Raw genomic sequence first — 24,339 nt, forward strand, 5'->3', positions numbered from 1 at the left:
CCACAGAGGGAGGACGGGAGCCGCCCCGCGGGTGGACAGTGGTGATGTGAGCACGGTGGTGCAGGTCCGGGGCAGGACTGCGCGGGTTCGCGACGTCATCGCGGTGGGGCGGCCGGCGTTCTGGGTGGTGTCGATCGTTCCTTATTACACGGGGATCCTGCTCGCCACGCATCGTCTGATCCCGCCGGTCGAGGAGTGGCCGCGGCTGATCGTGGGCGCGGTGGTGATGGGCCCGCTGGTGTGGCTGGCCGTGCTGGCGGTGAACGACGCGTACGACCTGCCGAGCGACCGGCTCAACCCGCGCAAGGCGAAGTCGCCGCTGCTCGACGGGCGCATCACGCTTCGCGCAGCCAAGCGACTCGCGTTCGCGGCCGCCGTCGCCGCGGTCGGGTTGAGCCTGCACGTGGGCGTGGTGTTCGCGCTCGGCGTCCTCCTCGCGGTCCTGCTCGGCTACGCGTACTCCGTCCCGCCCGTCCGCCTGAAGACTCGCGCCGGCTTCGACGTCGCAGTCAACGCGCTCGCGCTCGGCGCGTTCGGACCGTTGGCCGGCTGGGCCGCGATCAACCCCGACCTCGGCGACTTCCCTTGGCTGATGGGCCTCCAAGGCACGCTCGCCGCCATCGGCCTCTACCTGCCGACTACCCTCGCCGACCTGGAAGCCGACCGCGCCGCCGGCTACCACACGATCGCGGTCCGCTTCGGCGCGCGGACGACGTACCGCATCGGGTACGCCGCCTGGATCGCGGCCGCCGCGCTCTCCGTCGTACTCGCCGCCACCGGCACGATCGTCCCGCGCAGCATGCTGCCGCTCGAGCTCGTGATGGTCCCGGTCCTCGTCGCCGCCTACCGCAAACTCATTGGTCCCGGCCAGTCGTTCAAGGGCATCATCGTCCTCGCGTCCCTGTTCCTCTTCCCCTGTGGGACGTTCGCCCTCACGTACACGGGAGTCCTCTGAGCATGTACCCGGACATCGAGCCCTACGACCACGGCCTGCTCGACGTCGGCGACGGCAACCGCGTGTACTGGGAGGTGTGCGGCAACCCCGACGGCAAGCCCGCGCTCGTCGTCCACGGCGGCCCGGGCTCCGGCGCCGGCGCCTGGTGGCGGCGGTACTTCGATCCGGCCAAATACAATGTGGTTCTCGTCGACCAGCGCAACTGCGGACGCAGTACGCCGGACGCCGCCGAGCCGGACGTGGACCTGAGCACCAACACCACCGCGCACCTGATCGCGGACTTCGAACAACTCCGTCAGCAGCTGGGCATCGAGAAATGGCTTCTGCTGGGCGCGTCCTGGGGTGCGACGCTCGGACTCGCGTACGCCGAGCAGCACCCGGAGGCGATCTCCGAGATTGTGCTCTTCAGCGTGACAAACACGACCCGGCGTGAGGTCGAATGGATCACCCGAGACATGGGCCGGATCTTCCCCGAGGAATGGGCCCGGTTCCGCGACGGCGTCCCCGAGGACGAGCGCGGTGGCAACCTGGCGCTCGCCTACAGCCGTCGGCTCCACGACCCGGATCCCGCCGTACGCGAAAAGGCCGCACGCGACTGGTGCGACTGGGAGGACACGCACGTCCGCACCCATCCGAACTGGCAGCCCGGCTCCCGGTACGACGACCCCGTCCTTCGGTTGCGGTTGGCGCGACTCGTCACGCGCTACTGGGGTCACGCGGCCTGGCTGGAAGAAGACGTCCTCGTGCAGGAGGCCGGGAAGCTGGCCGGGATCCCGGCCGTCCTGATCCACGGCCGGCTCGACATCAGCAGCCCGACGGAAGTCGCCTGGCGGATGGCGCAGGCCTGGCCGGATGCCGAGCTGCACCTGGTCGAACAGGAGGGTCACGGTGCGGGAGGTGCAGGCACGAAGGAGTTGATCCTCCAGGCACTGGACCGGTTCGCGTTACGGTCTTGACCGCTTCTTCGTGCACGTGCACGAAGAGCAAAGATTTGATCACTGATCTTTACAGCGATGAAACGTTCATGAACCCTTGAGTCCCATGACTCTGACCCGCCTCGAGCTCGAGACCGACTACACCCTCAGCCGGTCCGATATCGCGCACTTCGCCGAACACGGATTCGTGAAGCTGAAGAACGTGCTGAGTCCCGAGACGATCGCGGCGTACGAGCCGGAGATCACCGGCAAGGTGATCGAGCTGAACACGCAACACCTGCCGTTGGAGGAGCGCGACACCTACGGCAAGGCGTTCCTGCAGGTGACGAACCTGTGGCAGGACAGCGAGCGAGTGCTGGAGTTCGTGTCGTCACCGCGGCTGGCGCGGATCGCTGCGCAGTTGCTCGGCGTGCAGTCGGTCCGGCTGTACCACGACCAGGCGCTGTACAAGGAGTCCGGCGGCGGAGTCACGCCGTGGCACGCGGACCAGTACTACTGGCCGTTCTCGACCGACCGCTGCGTCACAGTGTGGGTCCCGCTGCAGGAGACGCCGATGGAGATGGGCCCGCTGTCGTTCGCGGCCGGCAGCCATACCTTCGAGCACGGCCGCGACCTGCCGATCAGCGACGAGTCGGAGCGCGTCCTGCAGCAGACGCTGGCCGAGCAGGAGTTCGCGGAGATCTCCGAGCCGTTCGAGCTCGGCGAGGTCAGCTACCACCTCGGCTGGACCTTCCACCACGCGCCGCCGAACACCACCGACATCCCGCGCCGGGTGATGACGGTGATCTATGTGGACGCCGCGATGGAGATCTCCCAGCCGGTGAACAAGAACCAGGAAGCCGACCTGGCCAGCTGGATGCCCGGCAACCAGCCCGGCGAGACCATCTCCTCCCCGCTCAACCCGGTCCTCTACTGACCCACCCCGCACCACCCGGGGCACAAATCCGGACGACTTCTGTACCTATTGGTATGTACGATGTTGCCATGAACCCAGCAGAGTCCCCGATCAGCCGCGTCGTCGTGCTCGACCAGCACCTGCCGGAGGCGCTCCCGGTGCAGCGCGTCGAGGTACGCCGGATCACCATCGAGCCGCACACCGCGCTCGGCGCCCACGTCCACAACGGTCCCGTGTTCGGCAACATCGTGTCGGGCAAGGCGATCTACCAGCAGGCCGCCGACGCCGACGTGCAGGTCCTCCATCCTGGTGACGTGTTCTACGAGCCGGCGGTCGACCGGATCTCCCGCTTCGACACCGAGGACGAGGGCGTCACGTTCCTCGCGTACTTCCCGCTCACCGCCGGCCAGGACGCGACGCTAGACCTGGTCTAGAGCGTCCGCTTCTGCGGGTAGATCGTCTCGCCGCGGGCCAGTTGCTCGACGAACTGCTCGATCTTCCTGGTCCTGGTCTCGGCCTTCTTCACGTTGTTCACCCGGTGCACGATCGCGAACCGGTTGGCGCTGGTCAGGATCTCGAACATCGCCTGTGCCTTGGGGTTAGCGGCCAGCGCTTCGGCCAGGTCCTCCGGGACCTCGCGGGCACTCGCCCCGCCGTACGCCTTGTCCCAGCGGCCGTCCGACTTGGCGCGCTCGATCTCCGCGCGCCCGGCCGGACGCATCCGGCCCTCCTGTTCCATCCGCGCGACGAGGTCCACGTTCCGCTTGGACCACAGGCTCTGCGCGCGCCGTGGGGTGTACCGCTGGATGAACGTCTGCTCGTCACGGCTCTTGCGCTGCCCGTCGATCCAGCCGTGGCACAGCGCCTCTTCGAGAGCTTCGGCGTAGGTGAGGCTCGTCGGTGTCGTGACGTTCTTCTTGGCGAGCACCAGCCAGACGCCGTCCGAGCTCCCGTGGTGTTCGTGAAGCCAGGACTGCCAGGCAGTCGCGTCCACAACGATCAGTTCCGTACTCATGACGCAGCCTCCTGGTACCGGGCGGCCAACTGGGCCGCGGCATCCTTCAACTCCTGCGGGCCGACGAACTCGATGTCACACTCGAACATCCCGAAGGTCGCGGCCAGCCCGTTCCACGACCACGCGGAGAGGACGAGCCGGCAACTCGTCGGCGTGACCTCCTCGACGAACGCTCCACGCCCGGCCCACTGCGCGATGTCCGACGCCTTCGCCTGCAGGATCGCCTCGCCCCGGCACGGGTTCTGATCCTGGCCGTGGAAACGACTCGAGATGTACGTCGCCACGTCCGGCGCCGGAAGCTCGCGCTGCGTGAACCGCGGCCCGGTCGGCGTCTTCGGCGTCATCCGGTCGACCCGGAACGTCCGCCAGTCCTTCCGATCCAGGTCCCAGCCGACCAGGTACCAGCGCCCGCCCCACGTCACCAGGTGATGCGGCTCCACCTTGCGCGGCGGCACCCACTCGTCCGACGCACCGGGTGACGCGTAGTCGAACCGCAGTACCTCCTGCGCGCGGACCGCCATCCCGATCGCGATCAGCTTCTCCGAGTCCACCGTCGTACGACGGTTCGCGTACCGATCCACTGTCGTGACCTGCAAAGCGTCGACCCGCTGCCGCAGCCGCGCCGGCATCACCTGGCGAACCGTGGCGAGGGCGCGCAACGCACCCTCCTCGATCCCGGTGACCGTGGTCGTCGCGGTCTGCAGGGCAACCGCGACCGCGATCGCCTGGTCGTCGTCGAACAGCAGCGGCGGCAGGTCGGCCCCCGCGTCCAGGCGGTAGCCGCCGTCGGGGCCCTTGCTCGCACGCACCGGGTAGCCCAGGTCGCGCAGCCGGTCGACATCGCGGCGGACCGTCCGCGGGCTGACCTCGAGCCGCTCGGCCAGCAGGGCGCCCGGCCAGTCCCGGCGCGCCTGCAGCAGCGACAGCAGCGCGAGGAGTCGAGCAGAGGTTTCGGACATGACTTCAGCTTCCCATGAGTAAGGGACAGAACCTGACCGCTACTGCTGGAAATGTCGTGCTCATCAAGTCCAACCGAAGGAGCCATCCGTGATCAGCACCCGAGCGCTCACCCGGGATTTCGTGGTGAGCCGTACCGAGACCGTGCACGCCGTCCGCGGCATCAGCCTGGACGTCGAACCCGGCGAGCTGGTCGCCGTCCTCGGCCCGAACGGCGCCGGCAAGACCACCACGCTGCGCATGCTCACCACCTTGATCACCCCGACCTCGGGCACCGCGACGGTCGCCGGGTACGACGTGACGACGCAGCCCGGCGAGGTCCGCCGCCGGATCGGGTACGTCGGCCAGGGCAACGGCGCGGGCCACACCCAACGGGTCGGCGACGAGCTGAACGGGCAGGGCGTGATCTACGGCCTCGATCGTCGCGCCGCGAAGCAGCGGTCCGACGAGCTGCTCGACGCGCTGGAGCTGCGGGAGCTGGCGCAGCGCAAGGTGTCGGACCTGTCCGGTGGTCAGCGCCGGCGGCTCGACGTCGCGATGGGTCTCGTGCACGCGCCGTCGCTGCTGTTCCTGGACGAGCCGTCGACCGGCCTCGACCCGCAGAACCGGGCGAACCTGTGGGACCACATCCTGCGGATGCGCGAGCAGCATGCGATGACGATCGTGCTGACCACGCACTACCTGGACGAGGCCGACACGATGGCCGAGCGCGTCGTCGTGGTGGATCACGGCGAGGTGATCGCCGACGACACCGCGAGCGCCTTGAAGGCCAAGCTCGCCGGCGATCGGCTGGCGCTGACTGTTGCTCCTGACAACCTTTCACAGCTGACGGTGCTGGCCGAGAAGTTGCCCGGAGCCCGCGAAGTCGTTGTCGTCGGCGACGAGCTCAGCGTCCGGGTCGCGGACGGCCCGGCCGCACTGCCCGAACTGATCGCGGCCGCTCAGCACGACGGCGTACCGATCGCGTCGGCGCAGGTGCACCGGCCGACTCTCGACGACGTCTTCCTCAACCTGACCGGCCGGAACCTGCGAGAGGCAGCCTGATGACCACCCTGACCGTTTCAGAACCGTCCCGGAACCTGCTCCGCGATACCCGGATCGTGATGACGCGCGAGCTGAAGCCGGTACTGCGCGACCCGTTCTCGTTGCTCTTCGGGATGATCCAGCCGCTGGTGTTCCTCGCCCTGTTCGGGCCGCTGCTGTCGGGTTCGATGGGCGGCACCTTCGGCGACGGCGTCTGGCAATGGTTCGTGCCGTCGATCCTCGTGATGACCACGCTGTTCGGTACGTCGGCCACCGGCGCGAACCTGCTGTTCGAGTTCCAGACCGGTGCGCACGAGCGGATGCTGGTCACGCCCTTGTCCCGTTCGTCGCTGCTGATCGGCCGGGCGCTGAAGGAGATGGTGCCGCTGTTCGGGCAGGCGGTGATCGTGATCGCGGTGATGACGCCGTTCGCGTTCGACCTGCACGTCGGTGGTGCGCTGGTCGGGCTGACGCTGCTCGCGCTGTTCGGTGTCGGGCTCGGATCGTTCAGCTACGCCCTGGCGATCGCGGTACGCAAGCAGGACTGGATGTTCTGGGTCGTGCAGCAGACGTTCCTGTTCCCGTTGATGATCCTGTCCGGGATGCTGCTGCCGCTGGAGACCGGCCCGGGATGGATGCGGGTGGCATCGAAGTTCGACCCGTTGTCGTACGTCGTCGACGCCGAGCGGATCCTCTTCTCGGGTGACGTGTGGTCGAGCACGGTGCTCTGGGGCTGGCTCGCGGCGATCGTGACCGCGGTACTCGGACTGACCGTCGGCATCCGGACGATGGTGCGCTCGGCCGCCTGACCCAATTGAGCCAGTGGCCCGACTGGGCCGTTCCCGGCGCCGAAATTCACCTACGGTAGCGAGCAGATCACCCACCGCCCCCAAGGAGATCTGATGAGGCCCCGCCCCGCCTTGCTCACTGTCCTGACGTCGCTGGCCGCCGCCGCGCTCGCAACCTCGAGCGCGGTGGCGGCTCCGGCTCCATCCGTCGACAACGCCCGCACGGTCGTCGCCGCGACAGACACAGATGGCGACTCGTTGCCGGACGCATGGGAAACCAACGGGTACGACGCCAACGGTGACGGCGTCGTCGACGTGGACCTGCCCGCGATGGGCGCGGACCCGCAGAAGAAGGACCTGTTCGTCGAGATGGACTACATGTCCGGCCGGCTCGCGAGTACGGCGGCCCTCGACCGGATCGTCCAGGTGTTCGCGAGCGCACCGGTCAGCAACCCGGACGGCACGACCGGCGTGACGATCCACCTCGACGCGGGCGCCGCCGGCGGAACGGCGTACAACCTGGGCGGTGGCAACCAGGTCACGTACGACGACGACCTCAACCCTTCGGCCACGCAGACCAACGCGATCAAGGCGGCCAACTTCGCGGCGGCCCGCAAGGCGGTCTTCCACTACATGATCTGGGGAGACAGCTACGACGGCGGCTGCAGCAGCGGCCAGGCGTTCAACATCCCGAACGACACGTTCATCGTCACGGTCGGCCCGAAGTGCGGGTGGAACGCGACCGACGACACCAACGTCGGCACGTTCGTCCACGAGCTCGGCCACAACATCGGTCTCAAGCACGGCGGCGCCGACAACCTGAACTACAAGCCGAACTACCTGAGCGTGATGAACTACTCGTTCCAGCTCGGCGGCGTGCTCAAGGCCGACGGCACGAAGTACTGGGGTTACTCGAACGTCCAGCCGACGTCGATCAACGAGGCCCGGCCGGACGAGACGGTCGGTCTGGGCAGCCTGGGCGCCGGGTACAAGACCAGCTGGAAGTGCCCGAACGGCACGACCCGGGTGACGGCCGGTGCGGCGAACGCGCCGATCGACTGGAACTGCGACGGCGACACCACCGACACCACGACCGCCGCGGACATCAACGGAGACAAGACCACGTCGACCCTGATCGCGCAGAACAACTGGGCGAACATCGTCTTCGGCGGCGGCGCTGTCGGTGGGGGCACGACGCCCCGCACCAAGACGCCGGCGTCGGAGCTGCAGGAGCTCACCCATGACGAGTGGATCTCGATGCAGCACAAGTAGTCCAAGCAGAAGCCCTCGCACCTTCAGGTGGGTGCGAGGGCTTCTGCTTTTCAGACTGACCAGACTCCCGTCTTGGCGGTCTCCCGGGCCCAGTCGGTGAAGTCACGGGCCGGACGGCCGAGCACCTGCTCGACACCGTTCGAGACGTACTCCGAGCGATGGTTGCGGATGACCGCGAACAGGTCGCGGACCGCGTCGGCGTCCTCCTGGATCAGGCCCTGCTCGACGAGTTCGGCGACGTGCACCTCCGGCTCGAGGTCGACGTACGTGATCGGGCGGCCGGTGGCGGCGGTGAGTTCGTCGGCGATCTCGGTCATGGTGAGCGTGCGCGGGCCGGAGATCGTGAGGGTCCGACCGACGTACGACTCGTCGAGAAGAGCCGTCGTCATCACGTCGCCGACGTCGTTGGTGTCGATCCACGCCTCGGCGCCGGTGCCGGCGGACAGCCGGATCTCCCCCGCGAGCACGTGGTACCGGAGGAAGTCCTCGCTGAACCCCTGCGCGAACCAGGCAGGCTGCACGATCGTCCAGTCCAGACCACTCGCCTTGACGACGTTCTCCAACTGGAGCTGTCCGTCGTACACAGCGAGGTCGCGGCCCGGGCTGCCGACGCCACGACCGGACAGCAGCACCAGGCGCCGCAGGCCGTCTGCCTGCTCGATGAACTTGCCGGCCTGCGCGAGCCCGGTCGGCCCGACCGGCGGCGCGAGGTACGCCGTCTCCGACCCGGCGATCGTCGGCGCCCAGGTGCTCTCGTCGTACCAGTCGAACCGCTGCTCGGTGGAGCGCGAGGCGAGCCGGTACGGGACCTCCCGCGCGTCGAGCTGCGCCGCGACGCGACGGCCGGTCTTGCCTTTGCCACTCAGAATCAGGATTGGTGTCATGTCTCAAGTTCAGCGGTGTTGATTGAGACAAACCATGGCTATGTGACGCAATTCGATGTTCGAGGCGCTCACCATGGCGTACCCTCATCGCATGGACGTGCTCGACGAACTGCTGGCCGGGACTCGCGCCCAGGACGGGGTCTTCAACCTGACGATCCTGGATCTGCCGTGGGCGCTGGAGATCCGCGACGAGGCGCCGCTCGCGCTCGCGACCCTCGTCCGCGGCTCGGGCTGGGTGACCCGCGAAGGGACCGCGCCGCAACGGCTGGAGCAGGGCGATGTCGCGATCTTCACCGGTCCGCAGCCGTACGTCGTCGGCGACAGCGTGCACACCGCACCGCAACTGCGGATCCACCCCGGCGGCATCTGCGAACCGTTGCCCGGGGCACCGGCCGACTACTCGGCGCGCCTCGGCGTGCGGACGTACGGCAGCCGCAAGTCCGGCGAAGTGATGGTTGCCAGTGGCACCTATCAGGTGGCGGGTGACGTCAGCCGGCGACTGGTCACCGCGTTGCCGCCGGTCCTCGTCGTGCCGGCCGCGGAGGTGGCCGGGTCGGTGATGGAGATGATCGCGAGCGAGATCCAGCGGGACGCGGTCGGCCAGCAGACCGTGCTGGACCGATGGCTCGACCTGGCGTTGATCACGACCTTGCGCGCATGGTTCGACCGGCCCGACTCGCACGCACCAGGCTGGTACCAGGCCCAGACCGATCCGGTCGCCGGTACTGCGTTGCGCTTGCTGCACGAGGATCCGGCACACCCGTGGAACGTCACCGACCTCGCCGACCGGGTCGGAGTGTCGCGAGCCTCGCTGGCCCGGCGGTTCACGGCCGTGGTGGGCGAGGCGCCGATGAGCTACCTGACCGGTTGGCGGATCACGCTCGCCGCCGATCAGCTGCGCTCGACCCGGGACACGGTCGAGACGATCGCCCGGCGGGTCGGGTATGCGAACGCGTTCGCATTGAGCGTTGCATTCAAGCGCGTCCGCGGGATCACGCCTACGGACCATCGGCGAGCGGCGTGAAAGCTTAAACGACCAGGTTCAACGATACGATTGAGGCTCATGGAGATCGCGTTGAGCCTCGACGAACTGCGGAAGCTCAGCCTGTGGAGCGCGGACTGTGCCGAGCGGGCATTGCCTCTCTACGAGGCGGTCGCTCCCGATGATCCCCGGCCTCGCGATGCGATCGAGGCCGCCCGCGAGTTCGGTGCCGGAGGCAACAGAACGAAGGCGATCCGGACGGCCGCGTGGGGCGCGCTCAAGGCAGCGGGTGAGGTAGACGATCCGGCCGCGGAGGCTGCGGCGCGGGCAGCCGTTGCGGCGGCGGGTTCGGCGTACCTGCATCCGTTGGCGGCGGCCACTCAGGTGAAGCACATCATCGGCGCGGCGCAGTACGCGGCGTACTCGCACGAGCTGGCAGGGCGAGATCCCGACGCCATCGTCGACTGGGCGATCAAACGCGTCCCACCTGTCGTCCGGGACGTACTACGGCGCTACCCGGACGGCACGCCCGGCCGCAGCAGGCTGGGCGAACTACACCGCCAACTGGAGACGGCGCTCAGGCAACCGTCGCCTTCATGAACGCCAACGCCTGCGGCCAAGCCAGCCGGAACGCGTCCGCGTTCACCTCCTTGTCGTGCCGCGACTTGTCCGAGAACCCGTGGTCCGCGCCCGGAAAGTACTGCGTGAACGTCGCGCCGGCCGTCCGCGCCTGCAGCACCGTCTGCAACGTCTCGAAGTCAGAATTCGGTACGGCGGTGTCCGCGCTCGGATAGCTGACGAGCACCGGCGCCGTGATCGCGGCCGCCTCGGCAATCGCGTCATACGTGTGATGCGGCGGCCGATCAGACGGGACGGTCGGGTGGAAGGCGACGACGTTCGCCACCCGCTGGTCACGCGCCCCGAGCAGGAACGCGAACCGCCCGCCGAGGCACCACCCGATCACACCGACCTTGCTGCAGCCGAGCTCGTCGACGAGGTAGTCGAGCAACGCGCTCTGCTCGGCGAGGGCAGTGTCGTCATCCATCTGCCGCAGCAGCCCACTCAGCTCCTGCCGACTGGTGTTGTCCGTGCTGCGCCCCTTGAACGGGTCCCACGCCAGCGCGGTGATCCCCTCCCCCGCCAACTCGTCGGCCCACTCCCGCACCTGCTCTCCGATGCCGGTGATCATCGGCAACAACAACATGCCGGCCCGTCCGACCCGCGCGAGATAAGCGTCCTGCTCCCCAACCGTCACAGTCACACCCATGCGCGCATCCTAAGTCAGCTGACCTTGACGGCAACCGCGACCGACAGACCTGCCGTGTGTTGCTTGGTCGCCGGCCGGTAGATGCGGACCGACCAGCTTCCGGCTGTCGGGAAGGCGTAGGCGAAGCGAGCGATACGCGTGGACGGCACGTTGACCGTCTTCGCGGTCGTCCACTTGGTCGCACCGGCCTTGCGGACCTGCAGGATCGCGATCGACCCGACGTCGTACGGGTTCGCCAGGCCTTCGTAAGCCACGGCCCGACCGTGGACCGCGGTCCTGGGCGCGACCCGCCAGCTGACCACCGCGCCCGAGGCAGCGCCGATCGGCGTCGTGATCAGCGTCTCGCCCGGAACACTCGAAGCCAGCACGGCCCGGAACGCGCCGTTGGTGGCGCTGACGAACGGGATCGACGCCACCCCGCCGGCCACGGTCTTCGCCGAGCCGAGGGTCAGCCACCGCGTCGTACCGACCGCGAGCCGTTGGAGGTAGACGGTGACGCCGGCCGGAGTCGCGGTCCACACGTTCAGGCTGCGCTGATCCTGTACGACGACCTTCGCCGTACCGTGGGCGCCGTACGGCAGTGCCGGGGCGGAGACGGTTGCCCGGCGAGCGGCGTACACGGTGGCCGGGACGGAGACGTTCCGGGCGTTGCCGTCGGTGGTGTGCAGATAGAACACGAACGAACTCGCGCCGGCCGTCCGTGGTGTCACGAGGGCGGAGGTCCGCAGGTACGGCAGGACCTTCTGGACCGAGCACCAACTCCCGAGGGACACAGCGGCCGTGCCCGGCGCCGTCAGGCCGATGTCGCAACCGTCGAACTGCCGCGTCGCCGGCGGGTCGGCGGTGAAGGTCGCAGTCGACCGGCGGCCGACCACGAGGGTCGGCGTGGTCACGCCGGCGCTGAATGCGGTGACCGCGATGGTCTTCGTGGTCGGCTTGCCGATCAGGCGACCGGTGGTGTCCAGCAGGCTTAGCGTCACCTGATGCGTGCCGACGGCAAGCTCCGGGCCGTCCATCGTGAAGATGACGTTCTGCTGCGCGACGGCGGGGTCCTGCCAGTTGACCGGCTTCCACGTCGGAGTGAGCGCGATACTCCGCTGCACTCCGTCGACGGTCAGCGTGGCGAGGCCTGGCTTGCTGCCGCTCAGCAGCGGGCCGGCGACCTTGAGGTTTCCACCCACGCGCGCGGAGCCGTCGCCGGCCACGAGCGGTACGTCGGATCCGGTGTCGAAGACGACCGGCTCGGCATGGTTCACCCGGACGAAGGTGTAGCGGCCCGATCCGTAGAAGCCGTTCGCGTCGCGGGCCTTCGCCTCGAGGCGGTAGTTTCCGTTCGGCACGGCATCGAAACCGAGGTCGATGACAGCGTCATGGTCCACCCCGCGGGCAACGCTGAACGACGCCGCTGCGGTCAGCACCGCGGCTCCGGTCGCGAGATCGATCAGCCGCAACTCGCCGACGTCATCCCGCGGGTACTGTGACGTCACCCGGAACCGACCGACCGAGTCGACAACCGCATCGCTGAACAGCTGGCCGTCGCGAACATGCTCCAGATCCGAGATCGTTCGGGGTGTGTCGAAGTACAGATCTCCACCACCGGTGGACTGCGCTCCCGACGCCGTCGTCAGCTTGGCCGAGAGCTGATAGGTGCCGAACACGGGACCGGGATGGTCCCAATCGCCGACGTGCAGCGGGACCGTGACCTGGCATCCGCTGTCACAGCTTCCGGCTGAGATCTCGGTTGATCCCTGTACGTCGTACCCGAGGCTCACGTCCACTCGCCCGGACGCTTCCCCACCAAGGTCGACGGCCAGCGTGACCGGCACATCCCCCAACGCGACCGTGCTCCCGATCACCGGACTCACCACTGCCACGGACGGCGATCCGTCCACGGCGTGCGCCGCACTCACGCCACCCGCCGCGAGCGCCATCCCGATGACCGACGCAACAACCCGACCAACTCCGCGCACGCGGAACCCCCAGAATCTCCCGGCGCCGAGAACCCCTTGCCCGCAACCGCCTCGCCTCAATATCGCGCCACGGGCCCGGCCGTTACGAAGATCCGATCAGCTCACACCGACGGTCTGGTGTTCCGGCTCGATGACGCCGATGACGCGGTCCTGGTCGCGGCCGTAGGGCTGGCCCAGGTACTTCATCGCGATCTGGTCGACGAGGGCCCAGCCCGCCTCGCCGTCGATCCATTCGGTCACGCGGCCGCGGATGATGACAGGTTCGTACGGGTTGTCGACGGGCGCGAGCGACAGGGCCACGCGCGGATCGCGGCGGAGGTTGTGGGCCTTTTGCGAGTCGGGTCCGGTGAGGAAGATGATGCGCTCGTCGAGCGTGGTGACCCACAGCGGGATCGAATGCGGCGAACCGTCCGGGAGCACGGTGGCCAGGTGAGCGATCGAGTTGCTTTCGACGGCACGGCGTACGGCGGGCTTCAACATTGTTCTGCTCCTTCAGCGGACGACTGCGTAGTGGAGGTGGGTCACGCCCGGGGCGGGCACTGCTTCGACGAGATTGAGCCGCACCTGCTCGGGCAGCTCCTGGAAGAACGGCCGGCCGCCGCCGAGCAGGATCGGCACCTGATGCAGGACGAGCTCGTCGACGAGCCCGGCCCTCAGCGCCGCAGTCACCACTCCGCCGCCCATCAGACCGACGTCCTTGCCATCGGCGATGGCGCGCGCCGCGGCGACCGCGTCCTCGATGGTGTTGGCGAGCGTCTGCTGCTCGCTGATCTCCGCCACCGGACCGTGGCTGAGCACGACCAACGGCGCCTTCGCGTGCGGGCTGCCGCCGCCGAAGTGACTGGAGTCGTCGTACGTCTTGTGCCCGGCGATCACGGCGCCGACCCGGCCGGCGAGCGCATCGAACATCTTGGCGCTCGGGGCGCTGAGCTTGAACCCGTCGAAGACCTGGCTCGGGGTGTCACCGTCGAAGTACCAGTCGAACAGCATCGGCGCGTCGCCGAGGCCGCGGTCCGGACCGGAGTCGCGACCGGTGATGTAGCCGTCGACCGAGACCGCGAGGGCGCAGAGGACCTTGCTCATCGTTCAGCCTTCCATTTGGAGTTCCTTGAGGGAACGCTAACACATTGGAGTTCCCTCAGGGAACCCCAAGGGCTAGACTGATCTCATGCAGCGCACAGACTTCCGTGAGATGGCGTGCTCGATCGCGCGCACGCTCGACGTGATGGGCGAGCCGTGGTCACCGCTGATCCTGCGCGACATCTGGGTCGGGATGTCGCGGTTCGAACAGATCCAGGCAGATCTCGGGATCTCCCGCAAGGTGCTGACCGAGCGGCTGAACCATCTGGTCGACCGCGGCGTGCTCGAGCGCCGGCCGTACGACAAGCGGCCGCGGTACGAGTACGTACTGACCGGCAAGGGCCTGGAGCTGATGGACGTCCTGATGGTGATGGTTGCCTGGGGCGACAAATGGCTGGCCGGCGAGGCGGGCCCGCCGGTGCTGTACCGGCACCACGCCTGCGGGGAGATCGGTCACGTCGAACTCAGCTGCTCCCATTGCGGCAAACCGATGCGCGCCAACGACATCGACGTACTCCCCGGCCCGGGCGCGGCCGCCTAGGCGCTGTACGGGCGGAACTGATCCAGATCGCTGTCGACCCGCGCGATCCGGTCGAAGCCCCACGTGTCCACACCCGGGCGATCGACGTTGTGCGACACCCGCGCGGACAGGTCCCGCAGCCCGCGGGCGAGGAGCGCGAACTCGAGGTGGTCGAGATCGAGATCGTGGACGCCGTACTCGTCGAGGAACTCCGGGATCCGCCCGCCGTCGGCCGCGACCCACACGTCGTACTCGCGGGGTCCGATGACGGCGTTCTCCCAGTCGAGGATCGCCGCCACCTCACCGTCGTTGCTGATCATCACGTTGAGCCCGTGGAAGTCCGTATGGCACAGCACGTCGCGCACCGGCGTGAGCCGCGACCGCACCTCGCCCAACCGGGCCAGCGCCGCGGCGACCACGTCCGCCCGGTCCACGATCCACGGGTGCCGCAGCTGCTGTTCCAGAGCACGGATGTGCGGCTCGCTGACATCGGCGCGCGGCAGCGTCACCCGCAGCGGCGCATCGTGGACCTGGCGCAGGGCCCGGGCAGCCACGCGCCAGTCGTCCCACGTCGCCGTACGCCCTTGTACATAAGGGAAAACGGCATAGGCCCGACCGTCATCCATCGCGGACAACTCACCCTGCACGGTCCGGACCGGTTCAACGACAGGCAGTCCGAGCGCGTGCAACTCCGCCAGCAACTCCAGCCCGATCGGCTGGTCGCCTTCCTTCCACACCTTCACGAACCATGCGTCGTCCGCCACCCAGCCGTCGGTGGCGAACCCACCCGGGTGCGGTTCGAGCGAGGACACGCTCAGGCCGTAGTCGCGCTCCAGCTCCACAGCCTCATCACATCACCTCTGGGCGGCCAACATCCGGAGTACTGCGGCATTCACCAGGATCAGGATCAGCGCGGAGAAGAGGAGCAGAGCGACCTGGGCGGGCAGCAGCGCGATGCCCAGGCCGATCAGCAGGACCGGGATCGCGAGGCCGGCGTACGCGATGAGGAAGAGGGCCGCCAGCACCTCCCCACGGGACGCGGGATCTGCCAGCGACGCGGCGGTCGCGACCGCACCGCGGAAGACCAGACCGACCCCCGCCCCGGCAACAACCCCGCCGACGACGAAGAGGTACAGGTTGGGGATCAGGCCGCCGACCGCCACCCCGATCAGCCCGACGGACATGGCGACCAGACCCAAGCGGAGCTGAGCCGGACGGGAGAGGCGGACGAAGATCACCTGACTGGCGGCACCGGCGATGAAGACGGCGAACGTGACGACACCCGCGAGCAGGCGCGAGGTGTGATGCAGTACGCCGGCCAGGAACGTCGGCGCGAGCGAGGTGAACAGCCCGAAGATCGCGAACGCCGCGAACGCGCCGATCGCCGACGCGAAGAACAACGGTCGAGCCGACGACGGCAACGCCACCCGCTGCGGCCGGTACGCCGGTCGCTCCTCCAACCGCTCCACCGTCTCCGGCACGAGCGCGATCCCGACCGCGCTGATCAGCAACAGAACCAGGAAGATCTCGTACGGACGCTGCAGCGGCGCCGACACGTACTGCGCGAGCAGCCCGCCGATCAGCGGACCGAACGCGAGCCCGCCAAGGTTCACCATGCTCGAGATCAGCGCCGACCGACTCGGGTCCTCACCAGGCCGCGCGATCTGCCGCAGCTCCGACAGGTGCGCGGTAGCGGTCGCGGTCAGTACGCCGACCCCGACGCCACAGATGAAGCGCGCCACGAGCAGACCGGGAACCGACGACCAGCTCAGGAAGATCGCCGCGGACAACGCTTCCGCGAGGACGGCAAGCAGCGCGACCCGGCGGCGGCCGAGCCAGTCGCTGACATGTCCGGCGAGGTAGAGCGACGCCATCACGCCGACCGCGTAGCTGGCGAAGATCACCGTGATCACGTACGTCGGGAACCCGTCCCGGTGCTGGTAGATCGCGTAGAGCGGAGTCGGGATCGTCGAGAAGGCCATCGTGGTGAGAAAGGCCGCCGCGATCACCCAGAACCCGGGAGCATGGGCGAACCGGATCCGTGCGCCGATCCGCGAAGACGTCATGGTGGACATGGTTCCAGCGTGCCGCGCGAGATCTATCGAGTCCAACGAAAGTTCTTGCACGCTCTTATCGTCAGATCCGATAATTGACCTGTGGACAGCCGACAGCTCGAGTACTTCGTCGCCGTCGCCGAGGAGCTGAGTTTCACCCGGGCGGCGCAGCGACTGTTCACGGTGCAGTCCACCGTCTCAGCCGCGGTACGTGCGCTCGAGGCCGACCTGAAGACGACCCTCTTCGACCGCTCGACCAGGCGAGTCGTGTTGTCGACTGCCGGTCAGGCGTTGCTGCCCGAGGCGAAGGCCGCGCTGGAGGCCCTCGACCGGGCGCGGGCCGCGGTGGAGGAAGCGTCGACCGGACTCCGTGGCAACATCCGGATCGGAACGCTCGCGCGGTTGAGCATGGTCGACATGGCCGAGCTGCTCGGCGCGTTCCATCACAAGTACCCGTTGGTCGAGGTGCAGGTCGCCACCTCGCCGACCGGATCCACCGGTCTCGCCGACGATATCCGGCACGGTCGGCTGGACATCGCGCTGCTCGGCCTGCCGAAGCCCGAGCTCACCGGTCTCGAGGTGCGTGACCTGGCGACGGTTCCGTTCGTCGCGTTGCTGCCGTCGGGGCACGGGCTGGCGCGGCAGTCCGCCGTACGGCTGGAGGAGCTGGCCGGGGAGCGGTTCGTCGACATGCCGGCCGGGTTCGGGAACCGGAAGATGGTCGACCGGGCCTTCGACACGATCGGGATGCCGCGGCGGATCCACATCGAGGTCCCGGAACTGACGACGATCCCCGACTATGTGCGGGTCGGGCTCGGGGTTGCCGTCGTACCCGATCTCGAGCTGGCCGAGGAGCCAGGCGTCGCCAAGCTGCCACTGAAGGGGACCGAGCTGACCTGGACGTTGTCGGTGGTGACAGCGGCCGGACGGCGACCGAGCAGGGCGGTGACCGCCCTGCTCGATCTGATCGGGGACAACACCCGCCCGTACTTCTAGGCGACCTTCTAGGCGACCCAGATCGACCAGTCCGGCAGCTCGACGTACCGGCGCAGTGCGGCCACGCCGCTGAGCCAGCCGGTCCAGGCGCCGTACGGCGGGTTGGCCTCGTCGAAGCCGCTCATCACGAAGGTCAGCCGGGTCTTCCCGTCGGACTCGGCGAGCTCCCAGCTGCTGATGCCGGACGGTCCCCAGTCCGTCGCCATCTTGCGGCCCTCGACCAGGTCGACGATCTCCACGCCCGGGCCGGCGTCGAACCCGCCCATCGCGAACCGGCCGCCCTTGCGCAGGTCGATCTCGATCGGGAACCCGAACCAGGCCGACGCCTTCTCGGACTCGGTCAGCGACGAGTACACCTGCGCGATCGGACCGTCGATCAGCACCTCGCCCTCGAAGACCGGTGAGGTGAAGTCCGGCCGGGTCGTCAGCTCGCGACCCTCGACGTGGTCGACGAGGTTGGCCAGCGCCAGCGACCAGAACGTCTGCAGTACGCCGCGGATGTTGGCCCCGCTGATCGCGTCGGCGAAGTCGAAGTGCGACTGCGACAGCTTGATCAGCGTCGCGTCGTCGCCGTCGGGGGTCAGCGTGATCTCGGTGGTCGTCTCTTCGCCGCCGAGTGTCCACGCCAGCGTCAAGGTGCTTCCGTCGTACCCGAGGACGCGCTGGTGGGGCGCGTCGCCCTCGGGGATGTAACGGCCCCAGAACTCGAACGTGCCGGGCAGGTCGACGGTCGAGTGCTCGCCGAGCCAGAGGTTGAGGGCCTTCGGATCGGTCAGCGCCTGCCGGACCTCGTCGATACCGGCCTTGGCGCGAACTTGCAGAACGAGTGGTTCAGTCATGGTCTTGGTCTCCCTTGGGGTAGCAGGCCACGGCGAGCTTGAAGGCGTCGCCCTCACTGCCGCCGTAGCGCGCGAACAGGTCCTGCAGCGTGCCGCGCAGGTCCTCGAAGAACTCCCGCCGCCGGTCCGGTGGAACCCGGATCTCACCGGACACCCCGATGGACGGCAGCTCCGGAGCCGACCGGTCCAGCGCGGCGATGTCGGTCTGGACCTCTTCCATCAGGTCCAGCACGTAGCCGAGGCTGAGCTCGTCGCGGGTCCGGCGGAGTCCGCCGATCCGGCCGACGAGCGTCGGCGACAGCCAGTACGAACGGGCGGTCGCCTGGTAGATGCCTTCATGGATCCCGCGCACCTTGCGCTCGTCCACCTGGGTCACCAGCCCCGCCTCGACGAGGCGCTTGACGTGGTAGTAGACGCGCTGCGGAGTCTGCCCGAGCTGCTCGGCCACCTCGCTACAGGTGGCCGGCTCGGCCAGCCGCCGCAGCACCTCGATCCGCTGCGGCTTGAACAGCGCCTCGGCCTGTTCGAGCTGCTCCAGGTGCATCACGTCTCTCATCACACAAAGAACTTTGTACGTAAAAATCTCTTTTGTCAATCGATCGGCTTACATCACCGGGGAATGTAAATCGCCCGTCGTTCGTTGTACGGGGTGCTTCGGTGATGCATCACCGAGCAGACACCCAAGACCTGGGGGCCTTTGCTACGGATCGTCCGGCACGTTCCTGCCGGCGGAGGAAAGGAAGCGCGACATGGCAACTGTCTCGTTCAAGGGAGCCACCCGGGTCTACCCGGGCAGCGACATCCCAGCTGTGGACAACCTCGATCTCGACATCTCCGACGGCGAGTTCATGGTCCTCGTCGGCCCGTCGGGTTCCGGTAAGTCGACCGCGCTGCGGATGCTCGCCGGCCTCGAAGAGGTGAACGAGGGCTCGATCTTCATCGGCGACCGCGACGTCACCAACGCACCGCCGAAGGAACGCGACATCGCGATGGTGTTCCAGAACTATGCGCTCTACCCGCACATGTCGGTCGCCGACAACATGGGCTTCGCCCTGAAGATGCAGGGCATCCACAAGGAAGAGCGCGCCAAGCGCGTGATGGAGGCCGCCAAGCTGCTCGGCCTGGAGGAGTACCTCGAGCGCAAGCCGAAGGCGCTGTCCGGTGGTCAGCGGCAGCGGGTCGCGATGGGTCGTGCGATCGTGCGCAGCCCGAAGGTCTTCCTGATGGACGAGCCGCTGTCGAACCTCGACGCCAAGCTGCGGGTCCAGACCCGCACCCAGATCGCCGAACTGCAGCACCGCCTCGGCGTCACCACCGTCTACGTCACCCACGACCAGGTCGAGGCCATGACGATGGGCGACCGCGTCGCGGTACTGAAGGACGGCGTCCTGCAGCAGGTCGACACCCCGCTGAACCTGTACGACCGGCCGAAGAACAAGTTCGTGGCCGGCTTCATCGGATCGCCCGCGATGAACCTGATCACCGCCGAGATCGTGGACGGCGGCGCGAAGATCGGCGACTACGTCGTACCGGTCGCCCGTGACCTGCTGGCCAAGGCCGGCGACGACAAGACGCTGACGCTCGGCATCCGTCCGGAGGCGCTGCACATCGCCGACAAGGGCCTGCCCGTCAAGGTCGCGGTGATCGAGGAGCTCGGCTCGGACGCGTTCCTGTACGGGACCGCGGACCACGCCGAGAACCAGCAGATCATCGCCCGGATCGGAACGCGGCTGCACAACGACAAGGGCACCGAGGTCTACCTCGCACCGGACCCCGACAAGCTGCACCTCTTCTCCACCTCCACGGAGGAGCGCCTTGTAGTTTGATCCCGTGGGCCATTGGGAGCGGGATGCACCAGGTGTGATGGAGCTGCCGTCGGGTCGGCTCGTTCGCGGACGGAGTCTGCGACGTGGCCCGGCGGCAGCGCCGTTTCCGACGTACGGCGTGTATCTGCTCGGATCGGAACCGCCCGACGTGCCGTGGGAGACGCGCTGGATCAAGTGGCCCGATTTCCGGCTGCCGGTTGACCGCGCGGCCGCGTTGACGATCTTCCGCGAGGCGCTGGACCGGACTTCCGACGGGCGGGTCGAGTTCGCGTGCGGCGGTGGACGGGGTCGGACCGGTACCGCGCTCGCGTGCCTCGCAGTACTCGATGGTGTGCCGGCTGATCAGGCTGTCTCGTACGTACGCGAGCACTTCGACAAGCACGCTGTGGAGACGCCGTGGCAGAAGCGATACGTGCTAAATCTGTTGACCAAGAGCTGACGTCTCGCGTTGGGTTCGAGGCGTGAGCATCGAACGGACCAATCCCAGCGGCCTCCACGCGACCCCCGGCTACCACCACGTCACCACAGTCAAGGCGGACACTATCGTCTACCTGGCAGGGCAGTGCCCGCTGCAGCCGTCCGGCGACCTGGCACCGGGAGGTCTGGAAGGACAAACCGCGCAGGTCATCACCAACATCCTCACGGCGCTCGAGTCCGCCGGCGCCGGTCCATCCGACGTCGTCCGCACCGTGATCTACGTCGCCAGTCCCGACCGCGAGGACCTCTCCGCCGTGTGGACGCAGCTCAACGCGTCTCCGCTCGGCCCTGCCTTCACGACCGCGAGCACACTGCTCGGTGTGGCTCAGCTCGGCTTCCCGGGACAGCTCGTCGAGATCGATGTGACCGCGGCGCTGTGATCGTTCCCGCCGAGGTCGTCGAGTACGACGCGCGCTGGCCGCTCTGGTTCGCCGAGATCTCCGCTGCGTTGGAGCCGTACCTCGGCGAGCTCCCGCACGTGATCGAGCACGTCGGCAGCACCGCCGTACCCGGTCTCGCCGCGAAACCGATCATCGATGTCGACGTCGTCGTACCGTCGAACTCCTTGGTGCCCGCGGCGATCTCGCGGTTGGTTGCCGCAGGCTACCGTCACGAGGGCGATGCCGGGATCTCCGGCCGCGAGGCGTTCGCGCTGCCGCCGGATGTTGCCCACTACCACCATCTGTATGTCGTTGTTGAAGGCAACAAAGCTCATCGGGATCATGTGCTGCTCCGCGATCACCTGCGTGCGAACGCAGCCGACCGGGAGCGGTACGCCGCCCGCAAACGCGAGCTGGCGCACCTGCTCACCACGGACCGCACCGCCTACGTCGTCGGCAAAGGCGCGCTGGTCGAAGAAATGATCGCTAGAGCTGATGGTTCGCCTGGAGCCGACGCTCCGGGTCGTACTGCTCCCGGAGCTCCGTCAGCCGGGTGAACGTCCCCTCGTCGTAGACGTCCCGGAGATCGATACCTCCGCCGTTGAAGTTGAGCAGCCGCCCGACCGTCAGCTCATGCCAGGGCTCGAGTACGGCGTTCTGCAGTTCGCTGTCGCCGTCCCCGCCAGGCGAGATCAGGGTGATCGAGTACGCCGCGTCCCGGTGGCAGACCGCGTTCGCGACCGCCGGCTCCCGCGTGAGCGCTCCGCCGAGCTGGCGGATGGCGACCACACACCTCGTCGGCGCCTCCGGACCGGCGAGCTTCGGCAAGGTCGCCAGCGACGTCGGGTCGAGGTCGCTGACCAGCACGTTGCGCGTACTGAAGCTGTCCGGGCGGTCCGGCTCGGCGAAGATCTTCTCCGACTCGACGTACGGCAGCTCGCCGACCGTGTCCATCGCCGGCTGCCCGATCGCCCGCAGCGGCCTGATCAGCTCCTCGCCGTCGTCGCCGAGAATCACGAGCTGCACCTGCGCGATGTACTTCCCGCGCAGCGCCGGCGGGACCGCTGGGATATCCGGCAGCGGCACGAGCGCCATCGCCGTCGTCACCTCGTCAGGGACCGTCTTGGTCCACTCCCGCCATACCTCCAGGACGTCCGGGTGTTCCGCGAGGTCGAAGTACAGGCTTCCGCCGTACAACGTCGGCACGTCGAAGAGCTCGATCTCCATCCCGGTCACGACACCGAAGTTCCCGCCGCCACCTCGTGTCGCCCAGAAGAGGTCCGGGTCCGCGTCCCGCCGTATCCCGTCCATCGTCACGAGCTCGATCCGGCGGACGTGGTCCGCGGCGTACCCGAATCGTCGCGCCATCAGACCGAGGCCGCCGCCGAGGGTGTACGAGATCGCGCCGACGCCGGGAAAGCTCCCGGACAGCGGCGCGAGACCGTACGGCGCGGTCGCTTCCATCACGTCACGCCAGGTGGCGCCCGCTTCGATCCACGCCGTCTTCCGGTCCGGATCGACCGTCACCTGGTTGAACGCGGCGGTCGCGATCAGCACGCCACCGTCGATGCCTCCGGTCAGACCGTGGCCGGACGCCTGCACGGCGATCTTCTTGTCATGATCGATCGCGTAGCGCACCGCTTCCTCGACCTCGGTCGCGTCGGTGACCGGGAAGATCACCTCGGGCCGGTGAGGGTTACGCCGCTGGTACCCGAGGCGCGCGTCGTCGTACTCCGGGCTTGTCGTCGTCAGCATCATGCCACTCACGCTATGGGCCCTTGCGGACAGAACTTGTCCGCAAGGCATCCTGTTGTCATGGATATGCCTGGCCGCCTGCTTCGGTTGCTGTCGCTCCTGCAGAGCCGCCGCGAGTGGTCCGGCCGCGAACTGGCCGACCGCCTCGGCGTCACCGAGCGAACGATACGACGCGACGTCGACCGGCTCCGATCGCTCGACTACCCGGTCACCGGGACGACCGGGACCGCGGGTGGCTATCGGCTCGGATCCGGGACGCATCTGCCGCCGCTCCAACTGGACGATGACGAGGCGATCGCCGTCGCGCTTGGTCTGGTCGGCGCGGCCGGCGGCGGGGTGAGCGGGATGGCGGACAGCTCGATGAGCGCGCTGGCCAAGCTCGAGCAGGTGTTGCCGGCGCGACTGCGGCCGCAGTTGGCGGCGGTGAGTTCGTCCGCCGAGGCGATCCCGCGGCCCGACGTACCGCAGGTCTCACCGGATGCGCTCGCCGTACTCGCGCGCTGCTGCCGGAACCAGGAGATCGTTGCCTTCGACTACCAAGGCCGGGCGCGCGGGGCGACGCGCCGGCGGGTGGAGCCGCATCAGCTGCTGACGTTGGCGTGGCGGTGGTACCTGCTCGCCTTCGACCCGGAGCGGGACGACTGGCGGATCTTCCGGGTCGATCGGATCTCCGATGTCGCCTCGACACTCCATCGCTTCACACCTCGGGAGCTTCCGGCGCCGGACGCGGCGACGTACCTGGTCGAGTCGTTCACCTCGGCGCAGTACCTGCACTCCGTGCACCTGACCGTCCAGGCGCCTGCGGCCGCTGTGTCCGCAACCTTCGAGGGCATCGTCCGCGGGATCGTGGAGCCTGTTGATGCGGCCTCCTGTGTGGTGCGGTTCAGCGCGGACACACCCGCTCTGTTGCTCACCCAGGTCGCGGCCGTTGCTGCGATCGCCGACTTTGCCGTCGACCATGCCACCCCGGAGACGGCTGCGCTCATCGCCGGGGTGGGTTCGCGGCTCACGCGGGCCTTCTCACGCGGCGATCAGGCCGATCCCGAGCGTCAGCACCCCGAGGGCGAGTGATGCTGCGCCGGCCCAGAGCACCCACAGGAACTGATTGGGCTGGGTGCGGTCCTTGCCCGCGGACGATGCGAAGAAGCCGCCGGACATCAGGATGGCCGCCAGTGGGATCGCCAACCGGGCGACCCAGAGCCAGAACCCGGTCAGGCTGGTGTGGTCGACGTACAGAAGTCCGACCAGACTGAGGATGACCAGTACGCCGGCGTGGGCGTGACCTGCGCGCGCGAACGACTTCTGGAAGTCGGTCATCGGCACCTGACCGCGGACGATCTTGGTCATGAAGTAGCCGCCGAACTGGATCGTCACGATCGTGAGCAGGAGGACGCCGGCGGTGATGCGGGAGTGGTCGTTCATGCGTACACGCTCTCTTTGACTGGAGTGATGGCGGGATCAACCGACTC

The 24,339-nt window shown here is 68.1% G+C and carries 29 protein-coding genes; 16 read left to right on the forward strand and 13 right to left on the reverse strand.

Features of this window, described 5'->3' with window-relative positions:
• Positions 1-46 precede the first annotated feature (46 nt).
• The 4 genes from OHA10_RS10365 (at position 47) to OHA10_RS10380 (ending at position 3,219) form a co-directional block, all read left to right on the forward strand.
• Positions 47-955 carry a UbiA prenyltransferase family protein gene (locus tag OHA10_RS10365; protein ID WP_371405960.1) on the forward strand — a complete coding sequence of 303 codons (909 nt, stop codon included), beginning with the start codon at positions 47-49 and terminating at the stop codon, positions 953-955.
• A gap of 2 nt (positions 956-957) precedes the next feature.
• Positions 958-1,911 carry a prolyl aminopeptidase gene (pip, locus tag OHA10_RS10370; protein WP_371405961.1) on the forward strand — a complete coding sequence of 318 codons (954 nt, stop codon included), beginning with the start codon at positions 958-960 and terminating at the stop codon, positions 1,909-1,911.
• 85 nt (positions 1,912-1,996) lie between these two features.
• Complete coding sequence (locus OHA10_RS10375; protein ID WP_371405962.1) at positions 1,997-2,806, forward strand: phytanoyl-CoA dioxygenase family protein; 810 nt, start codon at positions 1,997-1,999, stop codon at positions 2,804-2,806.
• A 68-nt stretch (positions 2,807-2,874) separates the two neighbouring features.
• Complete coding sequence (locus OHA10_RS10380) at positions 2,875-3,219, forward strand: hypothetical protein (RefSeq protein WP_371405963.1); 345 nt, start codon at positions 2,875-2,877, stop codon at positions 3,217-3,219.
• Here the strand turns inward: OHA10_RS10380 and OHA10_RS10385 are convergent.
• Positions 3,216-3,800, reverse strand: coding sequence for a YdeI family protein (locus OHA10_RS10385; RefSeq protein WP_371405964.1), 585 nt, complete (start codon positions 3,798-3,800; stop codon positions 3,216-3,218). The two genes, OHA10_RS10380 and OHA10_RS10385, sit on opposite strands and share 4 nt — an antisense overlap.
• The gene (locus OHA10_RS10390; protein WP_371405965.1) at positions 3,797-4,759 is read right to left on the reverse strand and encodes a helix-turn-helix transcriptional regulator; all 963 of its coding nucleotides are present in this window, start codon (positions 4,757-4,759) and stop codon (positions 3,797-3,799) included. Before OHA10_RS10390 ends, OHA10_RS10385 begins: the two co-directional genes overlap by 4 nt.
• Before the next feature lie 88 nt (positions 4,760-4,847).
• On the opposite strand from OHA10_RS10390, the gene OHA10_RS10395 reads away from it, so the two are divergent.
• The 3 genes from OHA10_RS10395 (at position 4,848) to OHA10_RS10405 (ending at position 7,840) form a co-directional block, all read left to right on the forward strand.
• Entirely contained in the window at positions 4,848-5,801 is a 954-nt protein-coding gene (locus OHA10_RS10395) for an ATP-binding cassette domain-containing protein (protein ID WP_371405966.1), read from the forward strand.
• Positions 5,801-6,589: an ABC transporter permease gene (locus OHA10_RS10400; protein ID WP_371405967.1), complete on the forward strand. Its 789-nt coding sequence runs from the start codon at positions 5,801-5,803 to the stop codon at positions 6,587-6,589. The genes OHA10_RS10395 and OHA10_RS10400 overlap by 1 nt, the downstream gene beginning before the upstream one ends.
• A gap of 93 nt (positions 6,590-6,682) precedes the next feature.
• Positions 6,683-7,840 (forward strand): hypothetical protein, encoded by a 1,158-nt coding sequence (locus tag OHA10_RS10405; protein ID WP_371405968.1) that lies wholly within the window; start codon positions 6,683-6,685, stop codon positions 7,838-7,840.
• 50 nt (positions 7,841-7,890) lie between these two features.
• On the opposite strand, the gene OHA10_RS10410 is transcribed toward OHA10_RS10405, so the two are convergent.
• Positions 7,891-8,724: an NAD(P)H-binding protein gene (locus OHA10_RS10410; protein ID WP_371405969.1), complete on the reverse strand. Its 834-nt coding sequence runs from the start codon at positions 8,722-8,724 to the stop codon at positions 7,891-7,893.
• Positions 8,725-8,815: 91 nt separating this feature from the next.
• Here OHA10_RS10410 and OHA10_RS10415 point away from each other — a divergent pair, with 91 nt between their 5' ends.
• Positions 8,816-9,748, forward strand: coding sequence for an AraC family transcriptional regulator (locus tag OHA10_RS10415; protein WP_371405970.1), 933 nt, complete (start codon positions 8,816-8,818; stop codon positions 9,746-9,748).
• Between the two features lie 39 nt (positions 9,749-9,787).
• Complete coding sequence (locus tag OHA10_RS10420) at positions 9,788-10,306, forward strand: putative immunity protein (RefSeq protein ID WP_371405971.1); 519 nt, start codon at positions 9,788-9,790, stop codon at positions 10,304-10,306.
• On the opposite strand, the gene OHA10_RS10425 is transcribed toward OHA10_RS10420, so the two are convergent.
• The 4 genes from OHA10_RS10425 to OHA10_RS10440 form a co-directional block, all read right to left on the reverse strand.
• A complete protein-coding gene (locus OHA10_RS10425; protein WP_371405972.1) occupies positions 10,284-10,973 on the reverse strand; it encodes a dienelactone hydrolase family protein in 690 nt (229 codons plus the stop codon). The genes OHA10_RS10420 and OHA10_RS10425 overlap by 23 nt on opposite strands.
• A gap of 14 nt (positions 10,974-10,987) precedes the next feature.
• Positions 10,988-12,943: a hypothetical protein gene (locus OHA10_RS10430; RefSeq protein ID WP_371405973.1), complete on the reverse strand. Its 1,956-nt coding sequence runs from the start codon at positions 12,941-12,943 to the stop codon at positions 10,988-10,990.
• A gap of 96 nt (positions 12,944-13,039) precedes the next feature.
• Entirely contained in the window at positions 13,040-13,423 is a 384-nt protein-coding gene (locus OHA10_RS10435; RefSeq protein ID WP_371405974.1) for a TIGR03618 family F420-dependent PPOX class oxidoreductase, read from the reverse strand.
• Between the two features lie 12 nt (positions 13,424-13,435).
• Complete coding sequence (locus tag OHA10_RS10440) at positions 13,436-14,026, reverse strand: dihydrofolate reductase family protein (protein ID WP_371405975.1); 591 nt, start codon at positions 14,024-14,026, stop codon at positions 13,436-13,438.
• Positions 14,027-14,111: 85 nt separating this feature from the next.
• On the opposite strand from OHA10_RS10440, the gene OHA10_RS10445 reads away from it, so the two are divergent.
• Complete coding sequence (locus tag OHA10_RS10445) at positions 14,112-14,564, forward strand: winged helix-turn-helix transcriptional regulator (protein WP_371405976.1); 453 nt, start codon at positions 14,112-14,114, stop codon at positions 14,562-14,564.
• Here the strand turns inward: OHA10_RS10445 and OHA10_RS10450 are convergent.
• On the reverse strand, positions 14,561-15,385 hold the full coding sequence (locus tag OHA10_RS10450) for a phosphotransferase enzyme family protein (RefSeq protein ID WP_371405977.1): 825 nt from the start codon (positions 15,383-15,385) through the stop codon (positions 14,561-14,563). The genes OHA10_RS10445 and OHA10_RS10450 overlap by 4 nt on opposite strands.
• 12 nt (positions 15,386-15,397) lie before the next feature.
• The gene (locus tag OHA10_RS10455; RefSeq protein ID WP_371405978.1) at positions 15,398-16,618 is read right to left on the reverse strand and encodes an MFS transporter; all 1,221 of its coding nucleotides are present in this window, start codon (positions 16,616-16,618) and stop codon (positions 15,398-15,400) included.
• An 81-nt stretch (positions 16,619-16,699) separates the two neighbouring features.
• Between OHA10_RS10455 and OHA10_RS10460 the strand changes: the two genes are divergently transcribed.
• Complete coding sequence (locus OHA10_RS10460; protein ID WP_371405979.1) at positions 16,700-17,593, forward strand: LysR family transcriptional regulator; 894 nt, start codon at positions 16,700-16,702, stop codon at positions 17,591-17,593.
• A gap of 8 nt (positions 17,594-17,601) precedes the next feature.
• On the opposite strand, the gene OHA10_RS10465 is transcribed toward OHA10_RS10460, so the two are convergent.
• A complete protein-coding gene (locus OHA10_RS10465; protein ID WP_371405980.1) occupies positions 17,602-18,432 on the reverse strand; it encodes an SRPBCC domain-containing protein in 831 nt (276 codons plus the stop codon).
• Positions 18,425-18,988, reverse strand: a complete 564-nt coding sequence (locus OHA10_RS10470; protein WP_371407925.1) for an ArsR/SmtB family transcription factor — start codon at positions 18,986-18,988, stop codon at positions 18,425-18,427. The genes OHA10_RS10465 and OHA10_RS10470 overlap by 8 nt, the downstream gene beginning before the upstream one ends.
• Before the next feature lie 193 nt (positions 18,989-19,181).
• Here OHA10_RS10470 and OHA10_RS10475 point away from each other — a divergent pair, with 193 nt between their 5' ends.
• Genes OHA10_RS10475 through OHA10_RS10490 form a run of 4 tightly spaced genes read left to right on the forward strand, consistent with a single transcriptional unit; the run spans position 19,182 to position 21,672 of the window.
• Positions 19,182-20,258, forward strand: a complete 1,077-nt coding sequence (locus OHA10_RS10475; protein WP_371405981.1) for an ABC transporter ATP-binding protein — start codon at positions 19,182-19,184, stop codon at positions 20,256-20,258.
• 4 nt (positions 20,259-20,262) lie between these two features.
• Positions 20,263-20,697 carry a protein-tyrosine phosphatase family protein gene (locus OHA10_RS10480; RefSeq protein WP_371405982.1) on the forward strand — a complete coding sequence of 145 codons (435 nt, stop codon included), beginning with the start codon at positions 20,263-20,265 and terminating at the stop codon, positions 20,695-20,697.
• 22 nt (positions 20,698-20,719) lie between these two features.
• Complete coding sequence (locus OHA10_RS10485; protein WP_371405983.1) at positions 20,720-21,115, forward strand: RidA family protein; 396 nt, start codon at positions 20,720-20,722, stop codon at positions 21,113-21,115.
• Entirely contained in the window at positions 21,112-21,672 is a 561-nt protein-coding gene (locus OHA10_RS10490; RefSeq protein ID WP_371405984.1) for a GrpB family protein, read from the forward strand. The genes OHA10_RS10485 and OHA10_RS10490 overlap by 4 nt, the downstream gene beginning before the upstream one ends.
• Here the strand turns inward: OHA10_RS10490 and OHA10_RS10495 are convergent.
• Positions 21,602-22,873, reverse strand: coding sequence for an FAD-binding oxidoreductase (locus tag OHA10_RS10495; protein WP_371405985.1), 1,272 nt, complete (start codon positions 22,871-22,873; stop codon positions 21,602-21,604). The two genes, OHA10_RS10490 and OHA10_RS10495, sit on opposite strands and share 71 nt — an antisense overlap.
• 57 nt (positions 22,874-22,930) lie before the next feature.
• On the opposite strand from OHA10_RS10495, the gene OHA10_RS10500 reads away from it, so the two are divergent.
• Complete coding sequence (locus OHA10_RS10500; protein ID WP_371405986.1) at positions 22,931-23,941, forward strand: helix-turn-helix transcriptional regulator; 1,011 nt, start codon at positions 22,931-22,933, stop codon at positions 23,939-23,941.
• Here OHA10_RS10500 and OHA10_RS10505 read toward each other — a convergent pair.
• Positions 23,891-24,292: a hypothetical protein gene (locus tag OHA10_RS10505; RefSeq protein WP_371405987.1), complete on the reverse strand. Its 402-nt coding sequence runs from the start codon at positions 24,290-24,292 to the stop codon at positions 23,891-23,893. The genes OHA10_RS10500 and OHA10_RS10505 overlap by 51 nt on opposite strands.
• Positions 24,293-24,339 lie beyond the last annotated feature (47 nt).

The sequence above is a fragment of the Kribbella sp. NBC_00662 genome (genome assembly GCF_041430295.1).
In the GTDB taxonomy this organism is placed as follows: domain Bacteria; phylum Actinomycetota; class Actinomycetes; order Propionibacteriales; family Kribbellaceae; genus Kribbella.

What these genes read in the sequence shown, in the direction of transcription:
- OHA10_RS10375 (WP_371405962.1), top strand. Translation starts at nt 1,997, where the DNA reads ATGACTCTGACCCGCCTCGAGCTCGAGACCGACTACACCCTCAGCCGG.
- OHA10_RS10475 (WP_371405981.1), top strand. Translation starts at nt 19,182, where the DNA reads ATGGCAACTGTCTCGTTCAAGGGAGCCACCCGGGTCTACCCGGGCAGC.
- OHA10_RS10385 (WP_371405964.1), bottom strand. Translation starts at nt 3,800, where the DNA reads ATGAGTACGGAACTGATCGTTGTGGACGCGACTGCCTGGCAGTCCTGG.
- OHA10_RS10425 (WP_371405972.1), bottom strand. Translation starts at nt 10,973, where the DNA reads ATGGGTGTGACTGTGACGGTTGGGGAGCAGGACGCTTATCTCGCGCGG.
- OHA10_RS10470 (WP_371407925.1), bottom strand. Translation starts at nt 18,988, where the DNA reads ATGAGAGACGTGATGCACCTGGAGCAGCTCGAACAGGCCGAGGCGCTG.
- OHA10_RS10435 (WP_371405974.1), bottom strand. Translation starts at nt 13,423, where the DNA reads ATGTTGAAGCCCGCCGTACGCCGTGCCGTCGAAAGCAACTCGATCGCT.
- OHA10_RS10390 (WP_371405965.1), bottom strand. Translation starts at nt 4,759, where the DNA reads ATGTCCGAAACCTCTGCTCGACTCCTCGCGCTGCTGTCGCTGCTGCAG.
- OHA10_RS10455 (WP_371405978.1), bottom strand. Translation starts at nt 16,618, where the DNA reads ATGTCCACCATGACGTCTTCGCGGATCGGCGCACGGATCCGGTTCGCC.
- OHA10_RS10505 (WP_371405987.1), bottom strand. Translation starts at nt 24,292, where the DNA reads ATGAACGACCACTCCCGCATCACCGCCGGCGTCCTCCTGCTCACGATC.
- OHA10_RS10465 (WP_371405980.1), bottom strand. Translation starts at nt 18,432, where the DNA reads ATGACTGAACCACTCGTTCTGCAAGTTCGCGCCAAGGCCGGTATCGAC.
- OHA10_RS10500 (WP_371405986.1), top strand. Translation starts at nt 22,931, where the DNA reads ATGGATATGCCTGGCCGCCTGCTTCGGTTGCTGTCGCTCCTGCAGAGC.
- OHA10_RS10405 (WP_371405968.1), top strand. Translation starts at nt 6,683, where the DNA reads ATGAGGCCCCGCCCCGCCTTGCTCACTGTCCTGACGTCGCTGGCCGCC.
- OHA10_RS10445 (WP_371405976.1), top strand. Translation starts at nt 14,112, where the DNA reads ATGCAGCGCACAGACTTCCGTGAGATGGCGTGCTCGATCGCGCGCACG.
- OHA10_RS10400 (WP_371405967.1), top strand. Translation starts at nt 5,801, where the DNA reads ATGACCACCCTGACCGTTTCAGAACCGTCCCGGAACCTGCTCCGCGAT.
- OHA10_RS10415 (WP_371405970.1), top strand. Translation starts at nt 8,816, where the DNA reads ATGGACGTGCTCGACGAACTGCTGGCCGGGACTCGCGCCCAGGACGGG.
- OHA10_RS10440 (WP_371405975.1), bottom strand. Translation starts at nt 14,026, where the DNA reads ATGAGCAAGGTCCTCTGCGCCCTCGCGGTCTCGGTCGACGGCTACATC.
- OHA10_RS10410 (WP_371405969.1), bottom strand. Translation starts at nt 8,724, where the DNA reads ATGACACCAATCCTGATTCTGAGTGGCAAAGGCAAGACCGGCCGTCGC.
- OHA10_RS10380 (WP_371405963.1), top strand. Translation starts at nt 2,875, where the DNA reads ATGAACCCAGCAGAGTCCCCGATCAGCCGCGTCGTCGTGCTCGACCAG.
- OHA10_RS10420 (WP_371405971.1), top strand. Translation starts at nt 9,788, where the DNA reads ATGGAGATCGCGTTGAGCCTCGACGAACTGCGGAAGCTCAGCCTGTGG.
- OHA10_RS10495 (WP_371405985.1), bottom strand. Translation starts at nt 22,873, where the DNA reads ATGATGCTGACGACGACAAGCCCGGAGTACGACGACGCGCGCCTCGGG.
- pip (WP_371405961.1), top strand. Translation starts at nt 958, where the DNA reads ATGTACCCGGACATCGAGCCCTACGACCACGGCCTGCTCGACGTCGGC.